Raw genomic sequence first — 23451 nt, 5'->3', positions numbered from 1 at the left:
ACGATGCCGTACAAACCCGGAATCGATGGCTCCAGTTTGACAGATCTGGGGAACTTCCGACGGCACGTTCCGTTACTGGTTGCCAACAATCACAGGAGGATAGGCCGATGGTCACCATGGTTGGAAACGAGAGCACGTTCGACAAACTGATCAAGGATTTGATCTATCTGGAGTACGATGCGATCGCGGCTTACGAGTCGACGATCGAGCGCCTGGACGACAAGACGTTGAGCGCTCAAGTTGCGTCGTTTCGCGATGATCACCTCCATCACCTCTCCACCTTGAACGAGATCGCGACGAAAGCGGGCATCGAAGCGCCGACTAAGGGCGACATGAAGCAGATGCTGACCACCGGCAAGATCGCGCTGGCCGATCTGATGGGTGATGCGACGATCCTCAAGGCCATGAAGACCAACGAGGATGACACTGTGACGGCCTATGAGCGGGCATCGCAGCACGAAGACGCGCGCCCGGAGACCAAGGCATTTTTCATGAAAGCGCATCAGGACGAGGTGCGGCATCGCACCTGGTTCGAAACGACAGCCACAGCGCTCTGAAGCTTGCGTGCCAATCACTGGAATGACCGACCCATGGACACCGTCTGGAGGTCGGCAAATGAGGAAACACCCCGATGAAAAAGACCCTACTCACTGCTGCACTCGTCATGAGCGCATCCGCCGTTTTTGCCCAGTCGGCCACTGAATCCACTGGCGTGAACTCCGTACTCGGCGTCGCACCGAAAACGGAAGACTTTATCCTTCAGGCGTCGGCCAGCGACGTGTTCGAGATCGAGTCCAGCAAGCTCGCGCTGCAGAAGGGCGACGATGCCACGAAAGCGTTCGCTCAGCAGATGATCACTGATCACGAGAAGACCACCGCAGAGCTTAAGGCGTTGCTAACGAGCGGCAAAGTCCAGGGAAACCCTGTTACGGCGCTGACAGACGATCACAAGGAAGAAGTCGATGATCTCGCCAAGCTTGAAGGCGCAGAGTTCAACAAGGAATATATCGACGATCAGGTCGAAGCTCATGAGGACGCCGTCGATCTCTTCAAGCGCTACGGCCAAGAAGGCGAAAACGCCGACCTGAAGGCTTGGGCCGCGAAGACGCTTCCGGCTCTTGAGCATCACTATAAGATGGCCCAGGATCTCGACAAGTAAGCCATGCTGATTGCCGGGAGACGGCAGTCGTTTCCCGGCGTGCCAAAGTCAACGTGCGGTAAGAAGGCCATGACCTAGATCGAGACAAAGCTCCGGGCATTGAGACTTCTTGACGACTTTCGTTTCGCGGGAGGACGATGGGCTCTGGCCGGCTTTGCTATTCGTCGTCTACCAGTCTTTGTTGCCGGCTCACATCGGTCATCGCGTTCTGCCGATCGAGATATCGCTCCACGTCGCCGCCACGAGCCTCCTTGATCTCGGCGACGGTGAAACCTTCGGCTCCGGCACTCTCTACCAAGACTTTCGCCTGGTCGCGGAAATCGGCCTTGTCGTCATGCAAGCCCGGGGCTCGAATGATTCCTGTACTCGATCGTCCAGCCACTCAGCGATACCAGCCATGTTCTTTTCCTTTCTGACAAAGGTCCCAGGCGGATGCTGGAAATGCAACATTCGTTTGCTGTTGGGAGGGTCAAGGCGCCAGACATTCATCGCAAATGCCGCAGCCATCTTCGTCCATCATGGAGCGCGGGCGCTGGCGACAACAACAAGCGCAGATAGCCGTTTCGCACTCGGTGACATGCTCTGGCGGCAAAATTTCCACATCAGCGTCCAAAACTCCGTCGCTGGCTAAGTCGTCCATCTCGATGCTCCCAAGTCGAGGATTGGGCATCGAAATAGGATGGGATTTGCGACGAACAAGACGCCATCACATTCGCTCGAAAAATTTTTCCAAGAGGTCTTGAACGGAGAAATATGCGAAACCAAATCGATCGGCGCCGACGGCCCAGTGAGGGGGTCGGTTAACCGAGGAAGCGGATAAACCGCTTCCTTCCATGTTGCTTTACGGAGGATATGGTTATGAGAACTGAACTTGATTTCGCCCCGCTGTACCGCTCGAGCATCGGCTTCGACCGTGTGTTCAACCTGCTGAGCAATACGCAGCGCCTCAATGCAATCGATACTTGGCCCGCCTATGACATCGTCAAGACCGGCGAAGACGACTATCGTATCACGATGGCGGTGGCCGGCTTTGGCGAGGGCGATCTCGATATCACCCAGGAGCGCAACGTTCTGGTCATAAAAGGCGGGAGAGCCGAAGAGCTGCAGGGCGAATATCTCCACCGCGGCATTGCCGGTCGTTCGTTCGAGCGGAAGTTCGAGCTTGCTGATCATGTCAGGGTGGAAGGTGCCGATCTCCGACACGGCTTGCTGACGATTAGCTTGAAGCGCGAGGTGCCGGAAGCGATGAAGCCCCGCAAGGTTGAGATCGGCCAGGGATCGTCCAACAGCGAACCGCTTCGGTTGGAAACTGACCGTCAAGTTGCCTGAGCAAGAACCGGCAGTCGGCGAGGTCATTCGCTTGATAGCCCTCAAATCATGATCGGGTGACGTTCGACCAAGGTCTTGTATCACCCATAGCACCGCCGGCCTCAGCGAGGCCGGCTTCCCTTTTCATGCAGAGCAAAGAAGGAGGCTCCGATGTTACTCGCTCTGTTCGATAAACCGCTGTACGCGCAGCGCCGGTACTTTGTGCAGGAAATCACGGGGCTGGATGACGTGTTCGACTTTCTCGACGATTGGCCACAGGAGAAGCGCAACCTCGCCTATGAGACGCTTATCCGGTACTGCCGAGAGGCGGCAAACGGTCGCTGGCCCATCGACGCGGTTCGCGAGAACTTTCGAGTGTTTCTGAAGCAGAATGACAAACTTGCCGAACTCGAAGATGTCCCGCCGCATCTACGGCGTGACACGGGCGCCAAGATCGGCGGAATGTAAGTTGCCGGCCTAGCTTACCGGTGCCGGAATAAAACCGGCACCTTGATTATCATTACCTAAAACACACCTATCGCGGTAATGCACCTGTCTTCGGAGGATAGATGGTAGCGGAACCCTACACAGTCGATGATCCCGAAACCCGCCTGGCGCTGTTTGACTTCGCCTTCGAAAATGCCCCGATCGGCATTGCCCTTGTAGACCTTGAGGGGCGAATCATTCGCGGCAACACCGCTTTCGCCAAGCTGCTATCGCTTCCTCTCAAGAAGGTGCTCGGTAAGCATTTCAAGGATTTCACCCACCCGGACGATATCGAAGCGGACCTGATCCTGTTTCAGCAGGTGCTGCAGGGAAGGCGGGACGGCTACACGATCGAAAAGCGTTACCTGCGGCCATTCGGAGAGATTGTCCACGTCCTGATCCACATCGCTGCGATGCGCGATCGTCAGGGTAAGGTCGTACGCTTCATTTCGCAGATCGAGGACATCACCCGCCACAAGGACCATGAGCGTCAGCTCGCCGAGCGGGCAGCGCAGCTTGAGCTGGCGCTGGAAGCCGTCCGTGGTGGCTTCTGGCAAATGGATATTTTGACAGGCAAGTTTGAGACGTCAGATCGGCTGGCGCAGTTTATCGGTGGCCCGACGGCCGCACGGCTCGACCTTGAGCGCTACGTCAACAGGGTCAACGTGAACGACGGCGCCCAGGCGGATCTGACGCCGCTGATTGCCGGAAAGCTCGATCAGAATGTTGCCGAGTATCGTCTCGACACAGTTCACGGCGAACGGTGGATGCGCTGTGATCGCCGGCTTTTGCGCGACAGCGACGGTCGTCCAGTCAAGATCGTCGGAATGGCGATCGACTTTACCGAAGATCGACGCCGGATCGAGATTCTGGAAGAGACAGCGCGCACGGATGCCCTGACGGGGCTGCTGAACCGCCGTGGACTGTCGATCGAATACGTCAGCCTGCAATCTGCGGATGGCTTTGCCATTCTCGCACTCGATCTCGACGGCTTCAAGCAAGTGAACGATGCTCATGGCCATGCGATGGGCGATATTGTCCTGCAAACGACTGCTGCGCGCCTGACCTCCGCCATCAGAGAAAACGATCTTGTGGCACGCACAGGCGGGGATGAATTCGTCGTGGTTGTCGCAGGTGGTCGAGCCGCAGGCGAGGCCGCCGCCGAACGCATTCTCGAGCTGATGCGCGAGCCTATCGCGATCGCCGAGGAAAAAGCTGACGTCCGCACGAGCATCGGCGGGATCTGGACGCACGCAAAGCGTGATGTGACGGAGCTCCTGAAAGAGGCCGACGCACTTCTTTACGATGTGAAGGCGGCCGGAAAAGATGCCGTCAGATTTCAGTCGACATCCCGGACAGTTGGATAACCGGGATCATTATCGGCACCAGGGATATCAATCGGTTCCGCATCGGTGACGGTCGGTACTATTGCGCCAGGCAAAGACCTCGATCGTTGTGCTCGACGGACTGCGAGGTCGTTGTAACGAGACCTTAGCTCAGACATGTCGTACTCGCCGCTGATCCAAAGCTCGACCCATCCCACGAACTCGGGGTCATCGTCGATGGGCGTTCCCCGCAACACAGCCTTGGTGCGAACCTGATCGAAAATCATTCGCCGTCTGTCGCTGTCGATCACCAGACCATATCTCCCTTGATGAAGGCGTCTAGAGAAAGACCGCGAGACCTTCCGTATTGACGACATAGATGAATTCTTCCCATGCTTCGTGCGCAGATGCGAAGGATTCATTCCATTCGGTGACCTGGTCTTCTAAGCTTGTGACCTCCATCCGCCAATCATCACCGGCTGAGGGGCGGAAGATTTCCACAATGACGGTGATGTCGTTTTCAGTGTAGCGGCCGGAGAGTTCTGAGCGTTCGCAGGAGGGAAGATCTGTCTGGGTCATGGGTCTGGCACTGTTGATCGGCAGGCTCAAGATTACCGGAGGACGTCGAGTTTTTGCAAGCCGGCTAAGAGGCAAATGGCGCCGTTTTGATTCCAGCAAAAGTTGATGTAGACATCTGCCGCCATCCAACACAGCGTTCCATGCGCATCCCAGGTCTTCAACAGCCATATGAAAAAGCCTCAGCGTAGTTTCGTCGTCGAATACAAATCCGGTCGTCGAAAACTCGACAGCAAAGCACCGAGCTCCATCTGGGGCGATCTGTATTTGAGGTCCGTGGCCCGCGATGTCGAGGTTGTTTTACCTGTCCAGAGCGAACCTTCCAAGCCGCGGGATACGTCAGCACCAGCTCATATCCCTGAACAATCCGCCCCGACCTCAGCAAGCATCGACATGGTCGACATTGCTGGTTTGGAGGTTTCAACCGATGATGTCAGCGCAGCGCCGGAAAGGGCTAATGAGCAAGACATTGGCGCTGCTGTGCCGGCGATACGTCGGCGCAAGTCGGGACGGGCTGTCAGCGAGCGCCGATCGCCTGCTGGACGGCGGCTTCCACAAGACCGCAGACAAACACCGGTCGAGCAAAATGAACCGGATGATCTCGAGCAGCTCGAGGAAGAGAACCGTCTTTTAAGGACGATGCTGGCGGCAAAACTCCGCAAGGAAAATTCGTGGCTTCGAGAGCGCCTCCAGCATCGATAACGGAGGGCGGTCGCAGACAGGCCATTTGATCCTGTAAGTTGATCGGCCGATCCTTCGACGGAATCTCTCAAATCCACGGGTTCTTGCCGATAAGCCCGCCTGCTTGCTCAACTCATTTCTTCGAGACCGCTTTCAGCTTCGGTTGATACAGGCGTCGCCTGGCATTCGACCGAAGAGCATTCCGGAGATCTTTGTCCGTCATCGCAAGATCGAACCATTCCGGATCGAAATGACCACCACACCAGCGAATGGTCTCTTCGAACTCCGGATCATCCGGGTCGGCGATGATCTCGAGAAACCGCTCGTAGCCCGACACGCCGCCAACATCTTCAGGAGGGCGCGCTCTTTCGCCGGCAATACAGCTGCCTTGTTTCGGCGTAGTCGCGAGCGTCAAGAACTCCTCGATCGCAATGGTGTGCCGCCAGCCGTCTCCGAAATCATAATGGTAGCTGAATTCTGCGCCTTGCTCGAAATCCAGAAGGCGAACCTCCGTCTGATCGAACACTCGGGGATCCTCGTCAGTCGCGTCTTCAGTCAGGATCTCGACGTCGCCATAACGCAGACCGCCGATGCGAAACTCATAAAGGTGATAGTTCCACCAATTGAAGGCGGCCTGGATCCCAAGGTGCAACTGTTCCAGGTTCCAATGAACCGGCAGGATCAAGCGGCGCCAGATGTCCGGATTGATCTCGTCGATAGAAACTCTGATCTGCGCGGCGTTCGGAGCTTTGAACATAGCACGAGTGAACAAGGATGACGGTGGCCCGTCAAGAGGTTATTCGTGGCCACTTGCCCACGCAGCTTGATCCTTGCTTAGGCGGTGCCGGAGCTTGCCACGTTCAGAGTTTGTTTTGCCCCGGTCACGAGCGCGACAACAGCCTGACGAGGCAAAGGCCGGGATAAAAGAAAACCCTGAAGATCGTCGCAGCCGAGACTTTCAAGAGCCGCTCGTTGCTCCACGGTCTCTACACCTTCTGCGGTGATCTTGAGGCCCTTCGCTCGTGCCATGTCGATCATCGCAACAACCAGCGCTCTGCTATCGCTGCGATGCATCTCGTCAACAAAGGACTTGTCGATTTTAATCCGGTCGACCTCGATCTTTTGCACGCGTGAAAACGAGGAATAGCCGGTTCCGAAGTCATCAATAGCGAAACTAACGCCAGCTGCTCGCAGCATCGAGATTGTTCGTTCGAGCTCGCCCCGGTCGTCTGCGGTCGCCGTTTCAGTCATCTCGATTTCCAGTCTGGCCGGGCTTACCTGCCACTTGGCCAGAGCTGTCAAAACGCGCAGCGCGTAGCCAGGCGATTCAAGTTCAAGCGTAGAAGCATTGACTGCCACCGAGATGTCAGGAAGCTCGGCCAGCGTCCTGCATGCGTCTTCCAACACAAATGCACCGATGTCGCTGATAAGGCCCATCTCTTCGGCCAGAGGAATGAACTGATCGGGACTGATATAGCCAAGTGTCGGATGGTTCCAGCGGGCAAGAGCCTCCAGCGAGCAGAGGGCCCCACTATTTGCAGCAAACACCGGCTGGTAGAAGGTTTCAAACTGGATCCGGGTCTCAACCGCTGATCTTAGATCGTTTTCCAACGCTCTACGCTTGCGCAACAGCTCGTCCATATGCTCCCCGAACAGCGCGTAAGTATTCCTGCCGGCGGCCTTGGCGTGATAAAGCGCTATATCGGCCTGGCGGGTCAGTTCAACCGGATCGCAAGAGCCGGCTGCAAACGCCACGCCGACGCTTGCACCAATAACGATATGCGCCACCTCGATCTCGAAGGGCATTCTCAGACCATGAACGAGCTTTCTGGCCAGTTCCTCGGCGTTCCGCGCGTCGTCGCCCTGCAGCAGGATCGTAAATTCGTCGCCTCCTATGCGGGCTATGAGAGCGTTAGGGAGAAGGTCGCGCATACGGGTTGCGGCCGAACTGATCAGCTTATCGCCAACCGGGTGGCCGAACGTGTCGTTGACAGCCTTGAAGCGATCAAGATCTACAAACAAGACGCAGTGCAGCTCGTCGGCCTGTGCGTTTGGGAGCCTTCGATCGAGTTGCTCGCCAAAGTGACCGCGATTTGCAAGACCTGTTAGTGCATCGTGAGAGGCTTGATGCCTAAGCTCGGCGCGGCTCGCAGCCAAGCGCTCCGAGCGACGCCAAATTGCGCGTCCAGCCAAACTGGTCCCCGCAAACAATGCGATGAACGCGAGCATGAGGGCAGGGGTAGTGGCCTCAAGTACGTGCTGCCCAGGTCGAAATGGTTTCCAACGGAAATAGCCGAATACCTGTCCATCTCGGGCAATCAGCGGTACGAAGGCGATGTTGCGTCCTGTCGGCTGTTTTGCCGCAAATTCTAGGTCAGCGAACTCATATTCTCGGCCGATCACTGCGGGCAGATCACCGTCGAGATAGCGGACTGCCACGTGTAGCATCTCTTGGCCAGGAATTTGCTCAAGATTACCAGTGTCCGACACGATCGGCTTCACACTAACGATCGCGGGTCGAAAGCCCACATAGGCAAGATCCGCTTCTCCTATCGATAGGATCGTGTCACTGGTGCCTTCGGTATCTCCGACAGACAGTCGCGCCTGGAGCATTTTGGCAAGCGGCAGATAGGCCTTCTGAAAATCGCCGGGCGTTGGAGCATGGTCTGGATCTGATGAGAACTGGTATAAGGATGAAAGGTCAGGCCTCAGGATTAGCGCGGCGTCGTGGCCGAAATAGCTGTGCATCCAGGAGCCAAGGTTCGCCTCGATCCATTCGAGGTTCCCGCTGGTTGCATTTCTGACGGCATCGTCCCAAACCGTTGCGCTTTCCTGATCATTCGCAACGCCAACCTTTAGCTTCGCGACCGTGAGCGTGACGAGATCGCGTTGCCGAAGCGCCGCGACTTCATCGGTTCTTGCTGCCGCCCAAGTCAAACTGATGAGAAGCAAACCACAAAGCGCCAAGGAGGCACAAAACGGCAAAACCCATCGTAGAAACCACTGTGATTGAAGCTGCATTGTCATTCGCGGGCCGTCATCCTTTATTTGATGAGACGGTAAAACAGCGGCTGTTAAAACGACGCCAAGCAAGTTGGTTAGAAGCTGGTTAAAGGCCCTGTGTACGCTAACGTACCAGTGCGATCGGCCGCTTGAAGTGAGAACTCTTTATGGGCTGAGGTAAGCTTCGAGCAAGCCTTGATTCGCAGAAGGCCTCGGCAGCTCTAAAGCCTGCGAGAGCCCAGCGACGATCATGAGGATCGAATGACTTTCGATGTTGAAATAATCCTTGACTGGCAACAACGGGGAATAAACGCCCGGGTTCTGGGTCTCTCTGCAAGCGAAAATCCAGTAATGCCGTATCTTGAAAGAACAGAGTGTCCCCAAGAGAGGGATGGCTGGCTGCAGAGAGCAGAGGCGTGGGTGTTCGGCTGGAATATCGAGAATGCGGCACGTGCCTTTCAGCAACCGAATTGCTTGTTTCGCGGCAGCTGATCGTGCTCATCCTGAACGGCGACGTGGTCCAGCAGAGGAGTATCGAACTGCTGGTATCACCATGAGGGTGGCCGAAGGAATTTCTCGCTGCTCCGCCACGGGCCTCAGCAACCGACCGACGGAATAGTGACGATCAAATCATCGGTCTGCGCTCAGAGATGGCCCAAGTCGTTACGATTATAGCGCGCTTAATGCTCGGAAACACAGGTTCGCTTCCGATCGAGAACTTGAACAGCTCGGCTCCCTACCGAGCTAGGATAATGTTTTAAGGATCTCGTTGTAAGATGATGGCGTCTCCCTTGTCACGGCACACCTTATCGATTTCTTTGTAGCCCAAGCGTTCAGCGAGACGAAGTGATAGAACGTTTCCCACAGCAATAAGACATGCTGTTGGCTGCCTGTGATCGCGCTCGAACCAATGCTGCACTGCTTGCGCTGCCTCGGTCGCATATCCGCGCCCATGGAACCCGCTTTGAAGAGTCCAGGACATTTCAATATTTGTGTCCGCTCGGCCCAGCGGGCGTTCGAACACCGCAAACCCTACTTTGCCTGCGTAAGTGTTTTGCGCGCGTTCAATTATCGAAAATTGCCCGAAACCCATCAACTGCCAGTGCCCGACGTCGCGTAAGAGCCTGGTCCAGATTTCGCTGCGGTTGAGCTTGCCGATCTGTCGTAACACAGGCTCTTCCGAGAACATCTCGATCATAGGCTTGAAATCGGAATAAATCGGCGGACGAAGAATAAGACGAGGTGTTTCAATCATGCTCTGTCAGTTCTATTTTACGAGAGTTGTGGCCGGGTATGATCATTCTAACGGGGAGAGCTAAAGTCCTCACCTGTATCTGGCATCCCGCTGGGATTGCTCGCGCCGAACCTATTGGCAAAAGAGGCGGTTCGTGAGGGCGAAGCTATGATCCGGCTGCAGAACCGGATGGGGAAAATTTAGCAAGATGGATGACATTCGATTCTGTGTCGGTTGCCTCGAAAACTGTATAGCCGTTCCGGCCGCGCCGCTTGGTCTCGTAGAGCGCGCGGTCCGCGCTGTCCAAAAGGATCTCAGGGTTTAACCCGGACGGACCTCGTGAAACGATCCCGATGCTGACCGAGAGAGGCACCTGCAGGGCGCCCCAATGCAGCGGCGTGCTCCCGACTTCGCCAACGATCCGCTTGGCGATAGCCTCAGCGTCGTTCACATCTGCGCCAATCATCAACAGACTGAACTCGTCTCCTCCAAGACGAGCAAAGACATCGCCCTGTCCCAACTGTCTCGTGATCAAATCTGCCACATGCTTCAAGGCAGCGTCACCTGCCGCATGGCCATATTTGTCGTTGATCGTTTTAAAGCTGTCGAGATCAAACAGGAGCAAGCTGAAACCCTGCCCACCGTGCGCCGTTTTGCAAACACTGCTCAGGTGCTTCATAAAAAGTCTGCGATTGGCGATCCCTGTCAGCTCATCCTCATTTGCCAGGCGCTCGACTTCAGTGCGCAGCCGTTCGACTGCCGAAATGAGAAATCCAAAGTTCCAGACGACCGATGCGAACAGGAAGATCAGTAGGTCAATCGACGCAGCCCGATATAGTTGGAGACCAGGCGCTGCGCCAATCACGATCAGAACGTTGCCGCCGGCGATCACGATGTGGGACAATACGCCTGCCAACATGGCTATGCCGGCGACGACCGCTCCGAGATCCCTTCCGTGTATTCGCAAAAGATAGGTGGCGGTTAGCATCAGCGGTATCGACTGTGCCAGCGTGTAAACAGGATTGCGGCCATACCACATGTGGAAAGTCGCGAGCATGGCCAATATGCTGCCAGCGACTAGGATGGAGGTTCTCGCTCCTTGAACTTTGTCACCGTGAAACTGACGCGTGCCACACAGGTCAGATAGAATCCCAGAATGATAAAGCCATTGCCGGCAACTGTGTTGGCGATGAGGCCACTCTCCCCTTGCACAGAGAGAGCGAGCCCACCAATTACACCTGCCGCGCTACCGGCAAGCCAATAGCGCGGAGCTAGCAGATCCTTGTACCGATAGGCAATCATTCCCCACAGCATGCTGTGTGAAAGATTGAGCAGCAGGACGACAACGAACAGCGTGAAGAAATCCGGCATACGGCATCCTGTTTAGAGACCGGATGACGGCTACATGCGAGGGTTAAACACCGGATGGAAGATTTAAGACGTATTTGACTGAACGACCGCTCAACCGCCGGCTGGCCGCTGTCTTGACGCGCTGCCGCCGAGAAAGATCCCGTTCCACCCCCCCCACGAAACAAGTCATCTCGTGCAGCCTTCAGATATCCGGATAGCAATGGCACGCCGGCCGTCCTGCCCAAAAAGGGTCTGGTTTACCATTGACACAATGAGCTTGTGCCAGGAGCGTGCCATCAAACTTTCGCGGAGGGAGTTAAGGAAATGGTTCAGTCGATCGTGGAATTGCGCAATATGGCGGCTACGGAGGCAGCAGTTGGTTGGGCTGGTGGACACACCATTGTCGTTGATAGGCCGGAAGGCAAGGCCGGCGGGTTGGGCCTAGGCTTCAATGGCGGGCAGCTCCTCGGTCTGGCAGTCGGAGGTTGCTACTGCAACGACCTTCGCTATATTGCCCATGACCTCGGTGTCGAAATCGGAGACATAGCCGTGACGGTTCAGCTGGAACTTGATGGTGCGCCTCTTGTTGCCACCAACGCCGTCCTATCCGTGAGATGCACGACACTGGATGGGTCTGACCCGCAAACCTTGATCGATCGTGCTTGGTCGATCTGCACGGTAGCAAATTCCCTTAATCGTGGCGTACCGACGACGCTAACGGTATTCTGATTGCTTGATATCTTACCGGAGATAGAAAATGTTCACCCATATCATGATCGGCAGCAACGATCTGGAGCGAGCCAGAAATTTCTACGACGCCACGTTGGTTGCGCTGGGTGGCAAGCTCGGCGAAATGGATGCGAGAGGCAGGCTGATCTACGTCCACGAGGGTGGTCGGTTGATGATCACGAAACCAATCAATGGAGGGCCGGCGACCGTAGCTAACGGTGGAACGATTGGTCTTGGGGCCGCGAGCGCCGCTCACGTTCTAGCGTGGCACGAAGCCGGCATTACGCACGGTGGCGAAGCGATCGAGAGCCCTCCCGCGGAGCGTCCGAACGGGTCATTCGTCGCGTATATTCGCGATCCGGACGGACATAAACTCACGGCACGGACGCAACCGACGGGATAAGATCGGCGACCCCGACGCCTGCAGAGCGCTTCATCTGCGTCCCTTAGGTGTGAAATCGGACGAAGGAACCGTCCTCCTCGTTTTGAAGGGTGCAGCCATAAGGTCCAAGCTTCGCGAAACTTACCAATCATTGCAACGCTCTCGCGGCTGTGTCGACCCGACGCCTTTGCGCTCGCGCCGGACTAAAGCGCGCTGAAAGCGTTGATGTCAGCGCTGGCTTGCTCCCGGACTAGAAATACGTGTTTCCTTTCTCTTAACTTGGCTGGTTTGGCGAATCGATGGTTCCGTGGTTTGTTGAGAGCCTAGGTTCTCACTGCTGCGAGGTTGAGTCAGCCGACATAGGGACAGCCTGCATGGCTGCCGCCAGGAGCTCCTCGCGATCGCGCATGCCTCTATTGAACAGTCTGGCGACGGATGCCGTCAAGCTCCCGATCGCGACCGGATCTTTGACAATATCTCTCGCTCGAGCGATCTCCTTGACAACGCTGGCGCACAAACGTGCATCTTCTCTCGAAATGGGCTCGGGCACTCTTTAGTCTCCCAAAATGGCCCACCCCGGCGGATGGGGCGGGCCTGTGAGTGATTAGAAATCCATGCCGGCGCCAGCGGGCAGCGCCGGAGCGGCGTCTTTCTTCGGCTTCTCTGCGATCATCGCTTCTGTCGTGACCAGCAGGCCAGCGACCGAGGCTGCATCCTGCAGTGCAGTGCGCACCACCTTGGCCGGGTCAATGACGCCCTGAGCGTAGAGATCACCATACTCGCCGGTCTGGGCGTTCCAGCCGAAGGAAAGGTCAGTCTTTTCGCGCAGCTTGCCGACGATGATCGAACCTTCCGCGCCAGCATTCTCGGCGATCTGGCGAACGGGCGCCTCGATCGCCCGGCGGACGATGTCGATCCCGACGCGCTGATCGTCGTTGGCTGTCGGCAGACCGTCCAAGGCCTTCACCGCGCGCAGCAAGGCAACACCGCCGCCCGGCAGGATGCCTTCCTCGACAGCGGCACGGGTCGCATGAAGGGCGTCATCGACGCGATCCTTCTTCTCCTTCACCTCGACTTCGGTCGATCCGCCGACACGGATGACAGCAACGCCGCCCGCGAGCTTGGCAAGACGTTCCTGCAGCTTCTCACGGTCGTAGTCTGAGGTGGTCTCCTCGATCTGGGCGCGGATCTGCGCGACGCGACCATCGATCTCGCCCTTGGAGCCGACACCATCGATGATGGTGGTGTTTTCTTTCTCGATCGCTACCTTCTTGGCGCGACCCAGCATGTTCAGCGTGACGTTCTCCAGCTTGATGCCAACGTCTTCGGAAATGACCGTGCCACCCGTAAGGATAGCGATGTCTTCCAGCATGGCCTTGCGGCGATCGCCGAAGCCCGGAGCCTTGACGGCCGCGATCTTCAAGCCGCCGCGCAGCTTGTTGACGACGAGCGTCGCGAGCGCCTCGCCTTCCACGTCCTCGGCGATGATCAGCAGAGGTTTACCGGACTTCACCACGGCTTCCAGCACCGGCAGCATCGCCTGGAGGTTGGAGACTTTCTTTTCATGGATGAGGATATAAGGCTCCTCGAGCTCGACCCGCATTTTGTCCTGGTTGGTGACGAAGTACGGGCTGAGATAGCCACGGTCGAATTGCATGCCTTCGACGACTTCCAGCTCTGTCTCGGCGGTCTTGGCTTCCTCGACAGTGATGACGCCTTCGTTGCCGACCTTTTCCATCGCTTCGGCCAGATACTTGCCGATCTCCTCGTCGCCATTGGCCGAGATGGTACCGACCTGGGCGATTTCGGAATTGCTGGTAATCTTGCGAGCGTTGGCTTTTAGCTCTTTAACGACTGCATCCACGGCGATATCGATGCCGCGCTTCAAGTCCATCGGGTTCATGCCGGAGGCAACCGCCTTGGCGCCTTCCTTGACGATGGCCTGGGCAAGAACGGTGGCCGTGGTGGTACCGTCGCCGGCAAGGTCATTGGTCTTCGATGCCACTTCGCGCAGCATCTGGGCGCCCATGTTCTCGAACTTGTCTTCGAGCTCGATTTCCTTGGCGACCGAGACGCCGTCCTTGGTGATGCGGGGCGCGCCGAACGACTTGTCGATGACGACGTTGCGGCCCTTCGGACCAAGCGTTACTTTGACAGCATTGGCGAGCACGTCGACACCACGCAGCATGCGTTCGCGGGCATCGGTGTTGAATTTGACTTCTTTCGCAGCCATTTGTTCACTCCTTCAATAGGCAGCTTTTTGACTGATGAGCGGGCGTACCTAGGCAGCCTGCTTCTGTTCGGCCTGGGCTTCGATGATACCCATGACGTCACTTTCCTTCATGATCAGCAGGTCTTCACCGTTGATCTTGATCTCGGTGCCGGACCATTTGCCAAACAGGATGCGATTGCCGGCCTTGACGTCGAGCGCCTGGATCTGGCCAGCTTCGTTCCGGGTGCCGGAGCCGACGGCGATGACTTCGCCTTCCTGCGGCTTTTCCTTGACGGTATCAGGGATGATAATCCCGCCTTTGGTCTTCTCCTCAGAGTCGACCCGGCGTACGAGAATGCGATCATGCAGCGGTCTAAACGACATGTTTTCCTCCATGGACAAACAAGATGACGTTGATCCCCCGCGCCGAAACCGGATGACCGGCCCGGACGGGTGCGAAGCCTCTTTGAGCGTTTCGCGCGAAAAATTTATTTTCGAGATTTTCTGATTTCAAGAGGGTGGACAGGAAAAATTGGCACTCTCGGGTGATGGCTGCTAACATGCTGTAAAGGAACGATAATCGAGGTGGCGAGTTGAAAAAAGATTGATGCCGCAGCACACTTGCGTCATCCTTCTGCCTGTCATGAAAAGGAGATGAAGCATGCAGTTTTCGTCGGATCTTGAGCGGCAGCTCAACGGTTATGGCCTTACCACAGCGCATATCCTCTATCGTATTCCCGATTTCGAAACCGTCCTGCAGAGCTATGTCTGGCAGGATTACGACCTTGCGCCAGATTTCCCAGAAATGCGCAAATTCCTCGATTTCTGGCAGTCGTCTCTGGATGGGCCGCTGCATTCGGTTCGCTACAGCCATCAGCGCCTGATCGGGCCCAACGAATGGCGGCGCGTCGACGGTGAATTCAAGCTGCAATGAACCTTGAATTTTATTTTTCCACTTCCTAGCTCACCCGGCGATCGGGGCTTGATGAGCCCGGTCGCTTGACCACGTGTGTATGGAGTGAGACCCGAATGGAAGAAAACATCAAAATCATCAAGAGTGCGAGCGTCCCGGTAAGGGAGGAGATCATGGTGGATTTCGCCCGCTGGCTTGAGACCGCCTCACAGGAGGCGCTCGTCTATGGCGAAGGGCGCTTTGCCGTGATGTCTGCGAATATGGCAAACGCAATACGGGTCAATGCAGACGAACTTGCACGTGATAATCCGGAGGCGGCCGAGCGTGTCCTGCAGCAGGCCTGCGCCATGATATCGCAATTCAAAGCTGCCTATCCCCATCGTGTCTTCAGTCGGTCCGTCCATTAAACCGAGGCCCCCGGCGGATTGAATTCCCATGCTTCGCAGCAATCATGGAGCGCCTGGCCCAAGGCGATCGCTATGTCGTAGATGGGAGGGCTCTTCTCATCGGTACCTGGAGATCATGCATTCACGGCGCCAATAGCGAGCGAGCGGTAAAAACGCCACTTTGACCTTGCAGCGCGGATAGAATGCCGAAGCGGTCGTACGGCGTCGAAAAGGGTGCAATTTTTTCTGTCGCAGATCTTGAATCCGAAATTCGGCAAAACCAAATCGATCGCCGCCAGCCGCTGATAAAGGGCTGGCATCGCCGGGAGCGCTACGTGTAGCATCCCGTATCCATGTTGCTTCAAGGAGGATATGGCTATGGCAACATCTTATGATTACGCACCTCTCTACCGCTCGAGCGTCGGCTTCGATCGGGTGTTCAATCTTTTGGAAAATGCCCAGCGCGCCCGCTCGATCAGCGACTGGCCGCCCTATGACATCGTCAAGACCGGCGATGACAGCTACCGGATCTCGATCGCGGTGGCGGGCTTTGCCCAGGACGACCTCGATATCAGTTTCCAGTCCAATCTGCTGACGGTCGCCGGCAAGAAGCAGGAGACCTCAACGGATGGATACCTGCATCGCGGCATTGCCGGGCGTCCGTTCGAACACCGCTTCGAACTTGCCGACCATGTCCGCGTGAACGGAGCGGATCTGAACAACGGTCTCCTGTCGATCGAGCTTGTCCGTGAGATCCCTGAGGCCTTGAAGCCGCGCAAGATCACGATCCAGAGCACACCCGCTTTGACCTCGGTCGCTCCAGCGCAGATCGAGGCGCAAAAGGCGGCTTGATATCTACATAATCCGCTAAATCAGGGCGCCGCTGGTACGGCGCCCGTCAACATTCCGGGTTTGGGAAGGAGAGAGCTATGAAACCCGATATGTTCGCAAAGCCTGTCACCATTCTCGTCGGCCTGGGCTTCCCTGCGGAAGTTCATAGCGTCATGGACGCCTACCGACACCTTGTCGAGTGGCCGGCCTCGTTCAGAGACACGGTACACACCGTTGCCATGAAAGCATGCCAGGCGGCGCTTCGCGGCGAGATCGAAGCGGAGACCGCGCGCGGCCTGTTCGCAGCCTTCGCGGAAAAGCATGAGATTCTTGCCCCTGATACGTCCGTGATCGCGGCTTCTCGCATGCGGGGCAACAGCGGTCCCCATGTGCAGTGAGGGTGGCCTCATGAGAGACATCAGGTTGCAGCAGGTGGTCGGCACTGCAGTGGCAATGGGGCCGACAGTTCTGATGCGAGGAATGCAGCTTCGACGGCCAATCGATGTCGTGAAAGCGCCATCCCTGTCGATCGATGATAAACGGACGATCCTCGCCGCCTGGGCTTCCGATTTCTCTGTGGTCGAGTCGAAGCCGGCGCTTCGGCAATTGCCCGGAACGCCAGAGGCTGTCCAGATCAACGAGATCCAGTCAGCCCTTATCGAACTCGATCGGCGATATCAGTCATAGAGGGTGGCGTGGGTATCGACCGGTCGGGCATTGGAATGTTCGACCAACCCACGTCCGCCTATCATCCGTCGAAACCGGACGGAGTTCGCACCTTCGCTTCGAACTCAAAACTCGTCCCAGCCGCCCGATGATCCGGCCGCCACCTTGGCCATCATCCGGCGGGCCGGCGATGCCACGGGCCTATGGCTTGCATTTGCCACCGCAATTTGGCGCGTTGCGAGGCTTGGGGCATCGGCACCAAGCTGGAAGCCCTGGATTGGCTCACGCAGCTTCGCCGTCTCCTGAGCGAGCGTCGCGCTGGCGGCATTGGTCTCTTCCACCATCGCGGCGTTCTGCTGCGTCACCTGATCCATTTGATTGACGGCGGAATTGACTTCGGACAGGCCCGTCGCCTGTTCCTTTGCCGAACTGGTAATCGCTTCCATGTGCTCATTCACGGAGACGATGTTCTGCTGGATCGTGCGCAAGGCCTCGCCAGTCTCGCTGACGAGCTTCACGCCTGTGCTGACCTCGTCACTCGAGTTGCAGATAAGCTCCTTGATTTCCTTTGCGGCTTGAGCGGATCGCTGCGCAAGCTCACGCACTTCCTGTGCCACGACGGCAAAACCCTTGCCGGCCTCGCCGGCGCGGGCCGCTTCAACGCCTGCGTTGAGTGCGAGCAGGTTCGTTTGGAAAGCGATCTCATCGATGACACCGATGATGTTCGAGATCTGGTTCGATGAATTCTCGATGCGAGACATCGCGCCAACCGCATTGGCGACCACCTTGCCGGAGCGCTCCGCGTTATCGCTTGCGGTGGCCGCGGCATGACGGGCCTCATCCGCGCGCTTGGCAGCATTGCTGACATTGACGGTGATCTCATCAAGCGCCGCAGCGGTTTCCTCAAGGGACGCCGCCTGCTGTTCCGTTCGCCTGGAAAGATCCTCCGCGCTCTGGCTGATCTCGCGGGTTCCCGTGTCAATCTGATCAGTCGAGTGTGCCACAGCGCCGAGCGTATTGCGCATCTGGCTCAGCGCCTCGTTCATCGTGCGCCGAAGTCCTTCGAAATCCGGCGCAAACGGCTGGTCGATGTTGAACGATAGATCTCCTTGGGCAATCTTGGTCAGTGCTTCACCAAAGGTATTGACGGCATGAACCCGCTCGGTCACATCGGTTGCGAACTTCACGACTTTGGTGACCTTGCCCTTGGCGTCCAGGATCGGATTGTACGAGGCATTGATGACGACCACCTTGCCGTTCTTGCCATAGCGGGTGAATTCGGCTGCCTGAAATTCGCCTCGGCGTAACGCGTCCCAGAATTGCTTGTACTCAGGAGATTTCGCGTAATCTGGATCAACCAGCATACTGTGGCTACGGCCCTTGATCTCGTCCAGTCGATAATCGATCGCCTTGAGGAAGTTGTCGTTGGCCGTGACGATCTCACCTTCGGTGGTGAACTCGATGATGCCCTGAACACGGCTGATCGCCACCATCTGGCCTGCGAAGTCCAGATTCTGCAGCCTTTCCTTTGCATTGGCCCATTCAACGACAAATCCGGTTGTCTTCTGTCCTTCGAGCAGAGGCGTCACGATCAGGTCAAAAGCGCGGTGACCCACCCAGATCGTTGCCCTGTGCTGCGTCTTCAGGGCAGCCAGCATGTTGCGCTGGTGAGACGGGTTCTTGTGAAAGATGTCGATGTTGCTCCCGACAAGCTTGGCAAAGTCGAAGCGAGGCAGCTCTTTCTTGAGATCCGCCTCAGCCTCTTTAAGAAGCTCCATGACCGCATCGTTCATGTAGCGGATGTTGAGACCCGCGTCGGCAATCATGATGTTGGCCGTGATCGATTTCAGCGACTTCGTCTGCATCCGCGATATGTTGGAACTGCCGAACATCCTGTACGCCCCCTAGGTTCAGTGACTGCACGCGCCTCTCCGGTGCCCACGTTTCCGCACAACACGGCAGAGAGTGCTATATCTAGTAAAGCATGAACATAAATGATTAAAAATTTAGCAAAGACGTAGTTACAACGGCCACCTTCGCTGTAACGTTCGCTTCCGCAGTCGGCTGCGGCGCCGCGTTCAGATTCACGGAAAACCCTTTCAACGCTTTGATAAGAATTCCCGCTCATTATCACCTTCCCGGATCTATATTGCGTGCCGGTCAGCAGTTCTGCCGTCGAGCCGGTGGTTTCGCGTCAGCTCGGCGGCATTCTGCCTCCGCCAAAGGTAACGGTCGTCTCAGTGCAAGCGTCTACTTTTCGGGATACGCACAGACCTGCGCAGGCCGTGGCAAAGAGCTGGTATTTGACACAGGTGAATTCCGGCCCCTCCATAAAATTCGGTAGACGGCCACTATAATTCTGAAATCTTACGTCGCTGCTTGCGATGATCTATTAAAGCGGCAGGGGAACAATTTCTTACTTTGCGCATTGCATTGCATAGCCGCGAAACGTTCGCGGGTAAGAGGTGCGAATTGTGATTTCGGCAGACAAATCGAACCTCGCTCAAGCTTCGGCGTCACGGCGACGCGTGCTGATCGCCGAAGATGAAATCCTTATCCGGATGGACATAGCAGACACGCTTCGTGGGCAAGGCTGGGAGGTCGTAGAAACGGGAACGGCGGGCGATGCCCTTGCCGTTCTGGCGCGCGACCAACAGTTCGAAATCGTGCTGACCGATGTTCATATGCCCGGTGCCCCCACAGGCCTGGACCTGGCAAGGATGGTGAAGCGGTCCTATCGTCACATCAAGGTTGCCGTCATGTCTGGCCAGCATCGACCCACCGATGATGACCGGCATCTGTTTGACTTGTTTCTGCAAAAACCTGTTTTGGACCTCGTAAGCGCTTTATCTCCGCTGGCGGGCAACATCGATGACTGACGAGCCAGCATCCGAAACGATCCTCCTCGTCGACGCCGATCCTCTACAGCGCTCGACCGTTGGTCAGTATCTCAGAGACTGCGGGTACCGGGTCATTGAAGCGACTGATGCCGCGGAGGCAATCACTGCTCTCTCTCATCAAGATATCGAGATTTTGGTGACAGACATAGCTTTGCGCGATGCGTCCGGGTTCCAGCTTTCTGCAAAAGCCAGGGAAATCCGACCGGATCTCACGGTGGTGGTGACACACTCGGCTGAGCGAACCGCCAAGATCGCCGGCGACCTTTGTGAAGATGGTCCGCTCGACCACCCGCACCATCCCCAGCAGCTTGTCGACCGCATCAAGCGATTGCGACGATCCTGACGGTGCAACTGACATTGCGTCAGGTTCGTTAATGAATATGGTCGTGGTCGCTCCATTCCGTTTCAAGCGGCGCCCCGATTATGCAATTTACGCCCAAAACATCGTAATTTAGTTCGACTTCGCCCCGAAGATGGCCAGATGACAGCGCTTCGATCAACCGAGATCCGAAGCCTTTACGGCTCGGAGGCTGGACCTGTGGCCCCCCGGTTTCTTTCCACAACAGAGTGAGTTTTGCCTCTGATACGTTCCATGACACAGTCACCTTTCCCGAGTTCGCTCCCAAGGCACCATATTTCGCGGCATTCGTAGCAAGCTCGTGCAATATCAGCGTGAGGGCGACCACGGCCTTGGGTGAGACGTCGACATCAGGCCCACTGATCTCGAACTGCTCGGGCGGATAGGGAGACAGCGCCTCGGTGACTGCCGCGCGAAGGCTGGCAGCTTCCCAACTTCCTCTCGTCAGCAGGTCGTGCGCTCTGGCCAGGCTTTGTAAGCGGGCGTCAAAGGCTGCCCTTGCGGGTTCGATGTCCGGCACGCCGGCAAAAGTTTGACGAGCGATCGCGGCGACCGTCGCAAGTACGTTCTTCACACGATGGTTCAGTTCGCCAATCAGGAGATCCTGAACACGCTCAGCTTCTTTTCGGGCCGTAATATCGCGGGCAATCTTTGAAGCCCCGATGATCCTGCCGTCTGCGTCATAGATGGGTGAGACAGTCAAAGAAACGTCCAGGAGCCGTCCGTTGCTGTGCCGCCGGACGGTCTCGTGGGTTTCCACCCGCTCTCCCGCCTTGATGCGGGCGATGATGCGAGCCTCCTCGTCGATGCGGTCGTCTGGAACGAGAAGGGTGACAGGCCTACCAACGATTTCCTCGGCGCAGAATCCATAGAGCTTTTCGGCGCCACTGTTCCAATCGGTAACCGTCATGGCGAGGTCAATACCGAGGATCGCATCTTCCGACGAGGCGATGATTGACGCCAGGCGCTTGAGTTTTGCCTCGTAGCCAACCCGTTCCGTGGTTTCATTCACGATGCAGAGCACCGCGAGCACCTGGCCGTGTTCATCGGAAACGGGCGAATAGGAAATGTCGAAGTAGACTGTTTCCGGCACGCCGTGTCGTTCGATGTAGAAGGGCCTATCCTTGGCAACGATTGTTTCGCCGCCTTCTCGAACTTTCAGCAGAAGCGGCTCCAGGTCGTCCCAAAGTTCAGCCCAGTTTTCTTTCGCCGGCCTCCCTAAGGCTCTCGGGTGCTTGTTCCCGATCGATGGGGCATATGCGTCATTATAAACGGCGGTGAAGTCATCCCCGCAAAACATCACGATCTGCGCACCCGACGGAATTACGATGTCAACCGCACACTTCAATTGGGGCGGCCACGACGACATCGGTCCAAGGCTGGTGCTTACCCAGTCGTGGTTGCGAATAATGCCAGCCATCGAGCCGTGATCGGGGGTGGCCGGATCGTGATTATGCATTGAAAGCCCTCTCGCCCTCCATTTATTTGAGAGCTTCCGATCAGCAAGTCAACGCATATCGCGGTGAAAATTTTCGGCAGTTTCAAGCGTAAAGCTCATTTGCTATATGGTGTTAGCGCAACAGACCGTCCGGGTGACAGATCGGGGATTGGATTACGCTCAAGCCATGGGTTGGATGGAGAACACTCGGCTCGCGGACCACATCGCTCAACACCCCTCGTCCGAAAACAATGGCGGTGGCACGCGCAATATTCTTGTCAGACAGAAAAAAACAGGCCGCCGAGGTTATTCGCGGGCGCTACGACGCTTTAGACCCGATCGTATGTGAACGATGTCAGGAGGCTTGTGACGAAATTGCTCGCCTTCTCTTTGACGAGAACCTCGGTCCACTCGTCAGTTCCCCGCAACATCAGCCCGGTGTAGATACTGTCGACGGCAGCCTCTTCGATCCGCTTGATATGAGCGTGAAACGAAGCTTCGTCGCCGGATCTGTAAAGGTCGCGAACGACCATTCTCAGAATTTCCTGGATCGCAATTTGCCACGCGGTGTTGATCGCCTGAAGTTCACTGGTTTTATCGCTCATCGGATCTCTTGTGATTTCTGGCCGGTCTCGCCGCAGGCGTGTGCCTTGGCGTCAGGCACAAAAAAAGGCCAGGCAATCTGCCTGACCTCGATTGGTAGTTGCTTTCGACAGTGCCAGTACATCCGTGGTCAAAGGAAAGCAGTTACCGATTATACAGCCTGCAGATTGCAGGCGGACATCTTGCCCGACTTGTTGTCGCGCTCGAGGTCGAAACCGATCTTCTGGCCTTCGACGATTTCGCGCATTCCGGCGCGCTCGACGGCAGAAATGTGCACGAAGGCGTCAGCGCCGCCGTTGTCAGGCTGGATAAAGCCGAAGCCCTTGGTGGAATTAAACCATTTTACGGTGCCAGTGGTCATGATGAACCCTTTCATAGCAATAGAGACGACCGCAACGCAAGGCATTGCGGATGATGATAACGATCGTTTTAAAGGGAGGGTTCGTTCAAAACGCGGTGCCAGTCGCGTGGTAACCAAAGCTCGGCAAGAAAAAATCGATAGCTCAGCTTATAGGCATTTGAGATTGGGACGTCAACGTTTTAGTTTTCTACTGTACTGACCAGTGAAGAATTCCCTTCAATCCTTGCGAAACTCACATCCCCCGATCGTGACCGGTTTCATCAAAATTCAAAGGGCATGTTGCATAAGCCATGGCCACATTGAAGTTTTTTGAAAGGCAAATATAAGATCAAAGTGGCTCTTCCCTGAATGATGGGCGCCATCGATTTCAATATGCGCCGCGCACTTTACGGAAGACGAACATGCCCAAACAGAAGAAATCCACTGTCGTTAACACCGGAATCGCCGGATTGAACGAAATCCTGCGCGGAGGGCTTCCTGCATCAAATCTTTACATGCTTCAGGGGGCGCCGGGATCGGGCAAGACCACTGCCGCGTTGCAGTTTTTGCG

General features: G+C 56.5%; 31 protein-coding genes. 17 read left to right on the top strand and 14 right to left on the bottom strand.

The window, feature by feature from the left end:
* Nucleotides 1-107: 107 nt before the first annotated feature.
* Both AAIH70_RS24910 and AAIH70_RS24905 read left to right on the top strand, forming a co-directional pair.
* A complete protein-coding gene (locus AAIH70_RS24910) occupies nucleotides 108-557 on the top strand; it encodes a DUF2383 domain-containing protein (protein ID WP_430036161.1) in 450 nt (149 codons plus the stop codon).
* 74 nt (nucleotides 558-631) lie between these two features.
* Nucleotides 632-1159: a DUF4142 domain-containing protein gene (locus AAIH70_RS24905; RefSeq protein WP_430036159.1), complete on the top strand. Its 528-nt coding sequence runs from the start codon at nucleotides 632-634 to the stop codon at nucleotides 1157-1159.
* A 157-nt stretch (nucleotides 1160-1316) separates the two neighbouring features.
* Here the strand turns inward: AAIH70_RS24905 and AAIH70_RS24900 are convergent, their stop codons facing one another.
* Nucleotides 1317-1499 (bottom strand): hypothetical protein, encoded by a 183-nt coding sequence (locus tag AAIH70_RS24900; RefSeq protein WP_430036157.1) that lies wholly within the window; start codon nucleotides 1497-1499, stop codon nucleotides 1317-1319.
* 518 nt (nucleotides 1500-2017) lie between these two features.
* On the opposite strand from AAIH70_RS24900, the gene AAIH70_RS24895 reads away from it, so the two are divergent.
* From AAIH70_RS24895 to AAIH70_RS24885, 3 genes are all read left to right on the top strand, one after another.
* Nucleotides 2018-2488, top strand: coding sequence for an Hsp20 family protein (locus AAIH70_RS24895; protein WP_430036155.1), 471 nt, complete (start codon nucleotides 2018-2020; stop codon nucleotides 2486-2488).
* Between the two features lie 150 nt (nucleotides 2489-2638).
* Entirely contained in the window at nucleotides 2639-2935 is a 297-nt protein-coding gene (locus AAIH70_RS24890; RefSeq protein WP_430036153.1) for a DUF982 domain-containing protein, read from the top strand.
* Between the two features lie 101 nt (nucleotides 2936-3036).
* Nucleotides 3037-4320: a diguanylate cyclase gene (locus tag AAIH70_RS24885; protein ID WP_430036151.1), complete on the top strand. Its 1284-nt coding sequence runs from the start codon at nucleotides 3037-3039 to the stop codon at nucleotides 4318-4320.
* Here the strand turns inward: AAIH70_RS24885 and AAIH70_RS24880 are convergent.
* Both AAIH70_RS24880 and AAIH70_RS24875 read right to left on the bottom strand, forming a co-directional pair.
* Nucleotides 4293-4589 (bottom strand): hypothetical protein, encoded by a 297-nt coding sequence (locus AAIH70_RS24880; protein WP_430036149.1) that lies wholly within the window; start codon nucleotides 4587-4589, stop codon nucleotides 4293-4295. The genes AAIH70_RS24885 and AAIH70_RS24880 overlap by 28 nt on opposite strands.
* Before the next feature lie 28 nt (nucleotides 4590-4617).
* Nucleotides 4618-5025 carry a hypothetical protein gene (locus tag AAIH70_RS24875; protein ID WP_430036147.1) on the bottom strand — a complete coding sequence of 136 codons (408 nt, stop codon included), beginning with the start codon at nucleotides 5023-5025 and terminating at the stop codon, nucleotides 4618-4620.
* Here AAIH70_RS24875 and AAIH70_RS24870 point away from each other — a divergent pair, their 5' ends adjacent.
* Nucleotides 5026-5556: a hypothetical protein gene (locus AAIH70_RS24870; RefSeq protein ID WP_430036145.1), complete on the top strand. Its 531-nt coding sequence runs from the start codon at nucleotides 5026-5028 to the stop codon at nucleotides 5554-5556.
* 112 nt (nucleotides 5557-5668) lie between these two features.
* On the opposite strand, the gene AAIH70_RS24865 is transcribed toward AAIH70_RS24870, so the two are convergent.
* Both AAIH70_RS24865 and AAIH70_RS24860 read right to left on the bottom strand, forming a co-directional pair.
* Nucleotides 5669-6292, bottom strand: a complete 624-nt coding sequence (locus tag AAIH70_RS24865) for a plasmid pRiA4b ORF-3 family protein (protein WP_430036429.1) — start codon at nucleotides 6290-6292, stop codon at nucleotides 5669-5671.
* Between the two features lie 77 nt (nucleotides 6293-6369).
* On the bottom strand, nucleotides 6370-8562 hold the full coding sequence (locus AAIH70_RS24860; RefSeq protein WP_430036143.1) for a putative bifunctional diguanylate cyclase/phosphodiesterase: 2193 nt from the start codon (nucleotides 8560-8562) through the stop codon (nucleotides 6370-6372).
* Nucleotides 8563-8799: 237 nt separating this feature from the next.
* On the opposite strand from AAIH70_RS24860, the gene AAIH70_RS24855 reads away from it, so the two are divergent.
* Entirely contained in the window at nucleotides 8800-9030 is a 231-nt protein-coding gene (locus AAIH70_RS24855) for a CrpP-related protein (RefSeq protein WP_153353328.1), read from the top strand.
* Between the two features lie 265 nt (nucleotides 9031-9295).
* Here AAIH70_RS24855 and AAIH70_RS24850 read toward each other — a convergent pair whose 3' ends face one another.
* From AAIH70_RS24850 to AAIH70_RS24840, 3 genes are all read right to left on the bottom strand, one after another.
* Nucleotides 9296-9793 carry a GNAT family N-acetyltransferase gene (locus AAIH70_RS24850; protein ID WP_153353329.1) on the bottom strand — a complete coding sequence of 166 codons (498 nt, stop codon included), beginning with the start codon at nucleotides 9791-9793 and terminating at the stop codon, nucleotides 9296-9298.
* 145 nt (nucleotides 9794-9938) lie between these two features.
* Entirely contained in the window at nucleotides 9939-10829 is an 891-nt protein-coding gene (locus AAIH70_RS24845) for a GGDEF domain-containing protein (RefSeq protein ID WP_430036140.1), read from the bottom strand.
* Between the two features lie 20 nt (nucleotides 10830-10849).
* Entirely contained in the window at nucleotides 10850-11143 is a 294-nt protein-coding gene (locus AAIH70_RS24840) for a hypothetical protein (RefSeq protein ID WP_430036138.1), read from the bottom strand.
* Between the two features lie 303 nt (nucleotides 11144-11446).
* Here AAIH70_RS24840 and AAIH70_RS24835 point away from each other — a divergent pair, with 303 nt between their 5' ends.
* Together AAIH70_RS24835 and AAIH70_RS24830 are read left to right on the top strand one after the other, a co-directional pair.
* A complete protein-coding gene (locus AAIH70_RS24835) occupies nucleotides 11447-11851 on the top strand; it encodes an OsmC family protein (RefSeq protein ID WP_153353331.1) in 405 nt (134 codons plus the stop codon).
* Between the two features lie 28 nt (nucleotides 11852-11879).
* Nucleotides 11880-12254: a VOC family protein gene (locus tag AAIH70_RS24830; RefSeq protein WP_153353332.1), complete on the top strand. Its 375-nt coding sequence runs from the start codon at nucleotides 11880-11882 to the stop codon at nucleotides 12252-12254.
* 583 nt (nucleotides 12255-12837) lie between these two features.
* Here AAIH70_RS24830 and groL read toward each other — a convergent pair.
* Both groL and AAIH70_RS24820 read right to left on the bottom strand, forming a co-directional pair.
* Nucleotides 12838-14466, bottom strand: coding sequence for a chaperonin GroEL (gene groL, locus AAIH70_RS24825; protein WP_430036135.1), 1629 nt, complete (start codon nucleotides 14464-14466; stop codon nucleotides 12838-12840).
* A 48-nt stretch (nucleotides 14467-14514) separates the two neighbouring features.
* Nucleotides 14515-14829, bottom strand: a complete 315-nt coding sequence (locus AAIH70_RS24820; protein ID WP_430036133.1) for a co-chaperone GroES — start codon at nucleotides 14827-14829, stop codon at nucleotides 14515-14517.
* 277 nt (nucleotides 14830-15106) lie between these two features.
* Here AAIH70_RS24820 and AAIH70_RS24815 point away from each other — a divergent pair, with 277 nt between their 5' ends.
* The 5 genes from AAIH70_RS24815 (at nucleotide 15107) to AAIH70_RS24795 (ending at nucleotide 17262) form a co-directional block, all read left to right on the top strand.
* Nucleotides 15107-15379, top strand: coding sequence for an usg protein (locus AAIH70_RS24815; RefSeq protein WP_153353335.1), 273 nt, complete (start codon nucleotides 15107-15109; stop codon nucleotides 15377-15379).
* A 95-nt stretch (nucleotides 15380-15474) separates the two neighbouring features.
* Nucleotides 15475-15765 carry a hypothetical protein gene (locus AAIH70_RS24810; protein ID WP_153353336.1) on the top strand — a complete coding sequence of 97 codons (291 nt, stop codon included), beginning with the start codon at nucleotides 15475-15477 and terminating at the stop codon, nucleotides 15763-15765.
* A 357-nt stretch (nucleotides 15766-16122) separates the two neighbouring features.
* A complete protein-coding gene (locus AAIH70_RS24805; protein WP_430036130.1) occupies nucleotides 16123-16596 on the top strand; it encodes an Hsp20 family protein in 474 nt (157 codons plus the stop codon).
* A 77-nt stretch (nucleotides 16597-16673) separates the two neighbouring features.
* Nucleotides 16674-16973 carry a DUF982 domain-containing protein gene (locus tag AAIH70_RS24800; protein WP_430036128.1) on the top strand — a complete coding sequence of 100 codons (300 nt, stop codon included), beginning with the start codon at nucleotides 16674-16676 and terminating at the stop codon, nucleotides 16971-16973.
* Nucleotides 16974-16983: 10 nt separating this feature from the next.
* Nucleotides 16984-17262, top strand: coding sequence for a hypothetical protein (locus tag AAIH70_RS24795; protein ID WP_430036126.1), 279 nt, complete (start codon nucleotides 16984-16986; stop codon nucleotides 17260-17262).
* 104 nt (nucleotides 17263-17366) lie between these two features.
* On the opposite strand, the gene AAIH70_RS24790 is transcribed toward AAIH70_RS24795, so the two are convergent.
* A complete protein-coding gene (locus AAIH70_RS24790; protein WP_430036124.1) occupies nucleotides 17367-19133 on the bottom strand; it encodes a methyl-accepting chemotaxis protein in 1767 nt (588 codons plus the stop codon).
* Between the two features lie 636 nt (nucleotides 19134-19769).
* Here AAIH70_RS24790 and AAIH70_RS24785 point away from each other — a divergent pair.
* Nucleotides 19770-20120: a response regulator gene (locus AAIH70_RS24785; RefSeq protein ID WP_430036122.1), complete on the top strand. Its 351-nt coding sequence runs from the start codon at nucleotides 19770-19772 to the stop codon at nucleotides 20118-20120.
* Nucleotides 20113-20484, top strand: a complete 372-nt coding sequence (locus AAIH70_RS24780; RefSeq protein WP_153353340.1) for a response regulator — start codon at nucleotides 20113-20115, stop codon at nucleotides 20482-20484. Before AAIH70_RS24785 ends, AAIH70_RS24780 begins: the two co-directional genes overlap by 8 nt.
* A 28-nt stretch (nucleotides 20485-20512) precedes the next feature.
* Here the strand turns inward: AAIH70_RS24780 and AAIH70_RS24775 are convergent, their stop codons facing one another.
* The 3 genes from AAIH70_RS24775 to AAIH70_RS24765 form a co-directional block, all read right to left on the bottom strand.
* Complete coding sequence (locus tag AAIH70_RS24775; RefSeq protein WP_430036119.1) at nucleotides 20513-21958, bottom strand: sensor histidine kinase; 1446 nt, start codon at nucleotides 21956-21958, stop codon at nucleotides 20513-20515.
* 308 nt (nucleotides 21959-22266) lie between these two features.
* Entirely contained in the window at nucleotides 22267-22542 is a 276-nt protein-coding gene (locus tag AAIH70_RS24770) for a hypothetical protein (protein WP_206828806.1), read from the bottom strand.
* Nucleotides 22543-22691: 149 nt separating this feature from the next.
* Entirely contained in the window at nucleotides 22692-22901 is a 210-nt protein-coding gene (locus AAIH70_RS24765) for a cold-shock protein (protein WP_027687039.1), read from the bottom strand.
* 401 nt (nucleotides 22902-23302) lie between these two features.
* Between AAIH70_RS24765 and AAIH70_RS24760 the strand changes: the two genes are divergently transcribed.
* Nucleotides 23303-23451: ATPase domain-containing protein (locus AAIH70_RS24760; protein ID WP_430036427.1), on the top strand; the 149-nt coding region annotated here is incomplete at its 3' end.

The sequence above is a fragment of the Neorhizobium sp. BT27B genome (assembly GCF_050455485.1).
Taxonomy (GTDB): Bacteria; Pseudomonadota; Alphaproteobacteria; order Rhizobiales; family Rhizobiaceae; genus Neorhizobium.
The sequence above is the reverse complement of the archived record's forward strand: the minus strand, read 5'-3'. Positions and strand labels throughout refer to the sequence as shown.

Coding starts and splice junctions, on each gene's coding strand:
- AAIH70_RS24780 (WP_153353340.1), top strand. CDS start 20,113: ATGACTGACGAGCCAGCATCCGAAACGATCCTCCTCGTCGACGCCGAT.
- AAIH70_RS24870 (WP_430036145.1), top strand. CDS start 5,026: ATGAAAAAGCCTCAGCGTAGTTTCGTCGTCGAATACAAATCCGGTCGT.
- AAIH70_RS24810 (WP_153353336.1), top strand. CDS start 15,475: ATGGAAGAAAACATCAAAATCATCAAGAGTGCGAGCGTCCCGGTAAGG.
- AAIH70_RS24800 (WP_430036128.1), top strand. CDS start 16,674: ATGAAACCCGATATGTTCGCAAAGCCTGTCACCATTCTCGTCGGCCTG.
- AAIH70_RS24820 (WP_430036133.1), bottom strand. CDS start 14,829: ATGTCGTTTAGACCGCTGCATGATCGCATTCTCGTACGCCGGGTCGAC.
- AAIH70_RS24885 (WP_430036151.1), top strand. CDS start 3,037: ATGGTAGCGGAACCCTACACAGTCGATGATCCCGAAACCCGCCTGGCG.
- AAIH70_RS24850 (WP_153353329.1), bottom strand. CDS start 9,793: ATGATTGAAACACCTCGTCTTATTCTTCGTCCGCCGATTTATTCCGAT.
- groL (WP_430036135.1), bottom strand. CDS start 14,466: ATGGCTGCGAAAGAAGTCAAATTCAACACCGATGCCCGCGAACGCATG.
- AAIH70_RS24855 (WP_153353328.1), top strand. CDS start 8,800: ATGACTTTCGATGTTGAAATAATCCTTGACTGGCAACAACGGGGAATA.
- AAIH70_RS24890 (WP_430036153.1), top strand. CDS start 2,639: ATGTTACTCGCTCTGTTCGATAAACCGCTGTACGCGCAGCGCCGGTAC.
- AAIH70_RS24895 (WP_430036155.1), top strand. CDS start 2,018: ATGAGAACTGAACTTGATTTCGCCCCGCTGTACCGCTCGAGCATCGGC.
- AAIH70_RS24815 (WP_153353335.1), top strand. CDS start 15,107: ATGCAGTTTTCGTCGGATCTTGAGCGGCAGCTCAACGGTTATGGCCTT.
- AAIH70_RS24840 (WP_430036138.1), bottom strand. CDS start 11,143: ATGCCGGATTTCTTCACGCTGTTCGTTGTCGTCCTGCTGCTCAATCTT.
- AAIH70_RS24770 (WP_206828806.1), bottom strand. CDS start 22,542: ATGAGCGATAAAACCAGTGAACTTCAGGCGATCAACACCGCGTGGCAA.
- AAIH70_RS24790 (WP_430036124.1), bottom strand. CDS start 19,133: ATGTTCGGCAGTTCCAACATATCGCGGATGCAGACGAAGTCGCTGAAA.
- AAIH70_RS24865 (WP_430036429.1), bottom strand. CDS start 6,292: ATGTTCAAAGCTCCGAACGCCGCGCAGATCAGAGTTTCTATCGACGAG.
- AAIH70_RS24805 (WP_430036130.1), top strand. CDS start 16,123: ATGGCAACATCTTATGATTACGCACCTCTCTACCGCTCGAGCGTCGGC.
- AAIH70_RS24860 (WP_430036143.1), bottom strand. CDS start 8,562: ATGACAATGCAGCTTCAATCACAGTGGTTTCTACGATGGGTTTTGCCG.
- AAIH70_RS24835 (WP_153353331.1), top strand. CDS start 11,447: ATGGTTCAGTCGATCGTGGAATTGCGCAATATGGCGGCTACGGAGGCA.
- AAIH70_RS24765 (WP_027687039.1), bottom strand. CDS start 22,901: ATGACCACTGGCACCGTAAAATGGTTTAATTCCACCAAGGGCTTCGGC.
- AAIH70_RS24830 (WP_153353332.1), top strand. CDS start 11,880: ATGTTCACCCATATCATGATCGGCAGCAACGATCTGGAGCGAGCCAGA.
- AAIH70_RS24845 (WP_430036140.1), bottom strand. CDS start 10,829: ATGCTCGCGACTTTCCACATGTGGTATGGCCGCAATCCTGTTTACACG.
- AAIH70_RS24905 (WP_430036159.1), top strand. CDS start 632: ATGAAAAAGACCCTACTCACTGCTGCACTCGTCATGAGCGCATCCGCC.
- AAIH70_RS24875 (WP_430036147.1), bottom strand. CDS start 5,025: ATGGCTGTTGAAGACCTGGGATGCGCATGGAACGCTGTGTTGGATGGC.
- AAIH70_RS24910 (WP_430036161.1), top strand. CDS start 108: ATGGTCACCATGGTTGGAAACGAGAGCACGTTCGACAAACTGATCAAG.
- AAIH70_RS24795 (WP_430036126.1), top strand. CDS start 16,984: ATGAGAGACATCAGGTTGCAGCAGGTGGTCGGCACTGCAGTGGCAATG.
- AAIH70_RS24775 (WP_430036119.1), bottom strand. CDS start 21,958: ATGCATAATCACGATCCGGCCACCCCCGATCACGGCTCGATGGCTGGC.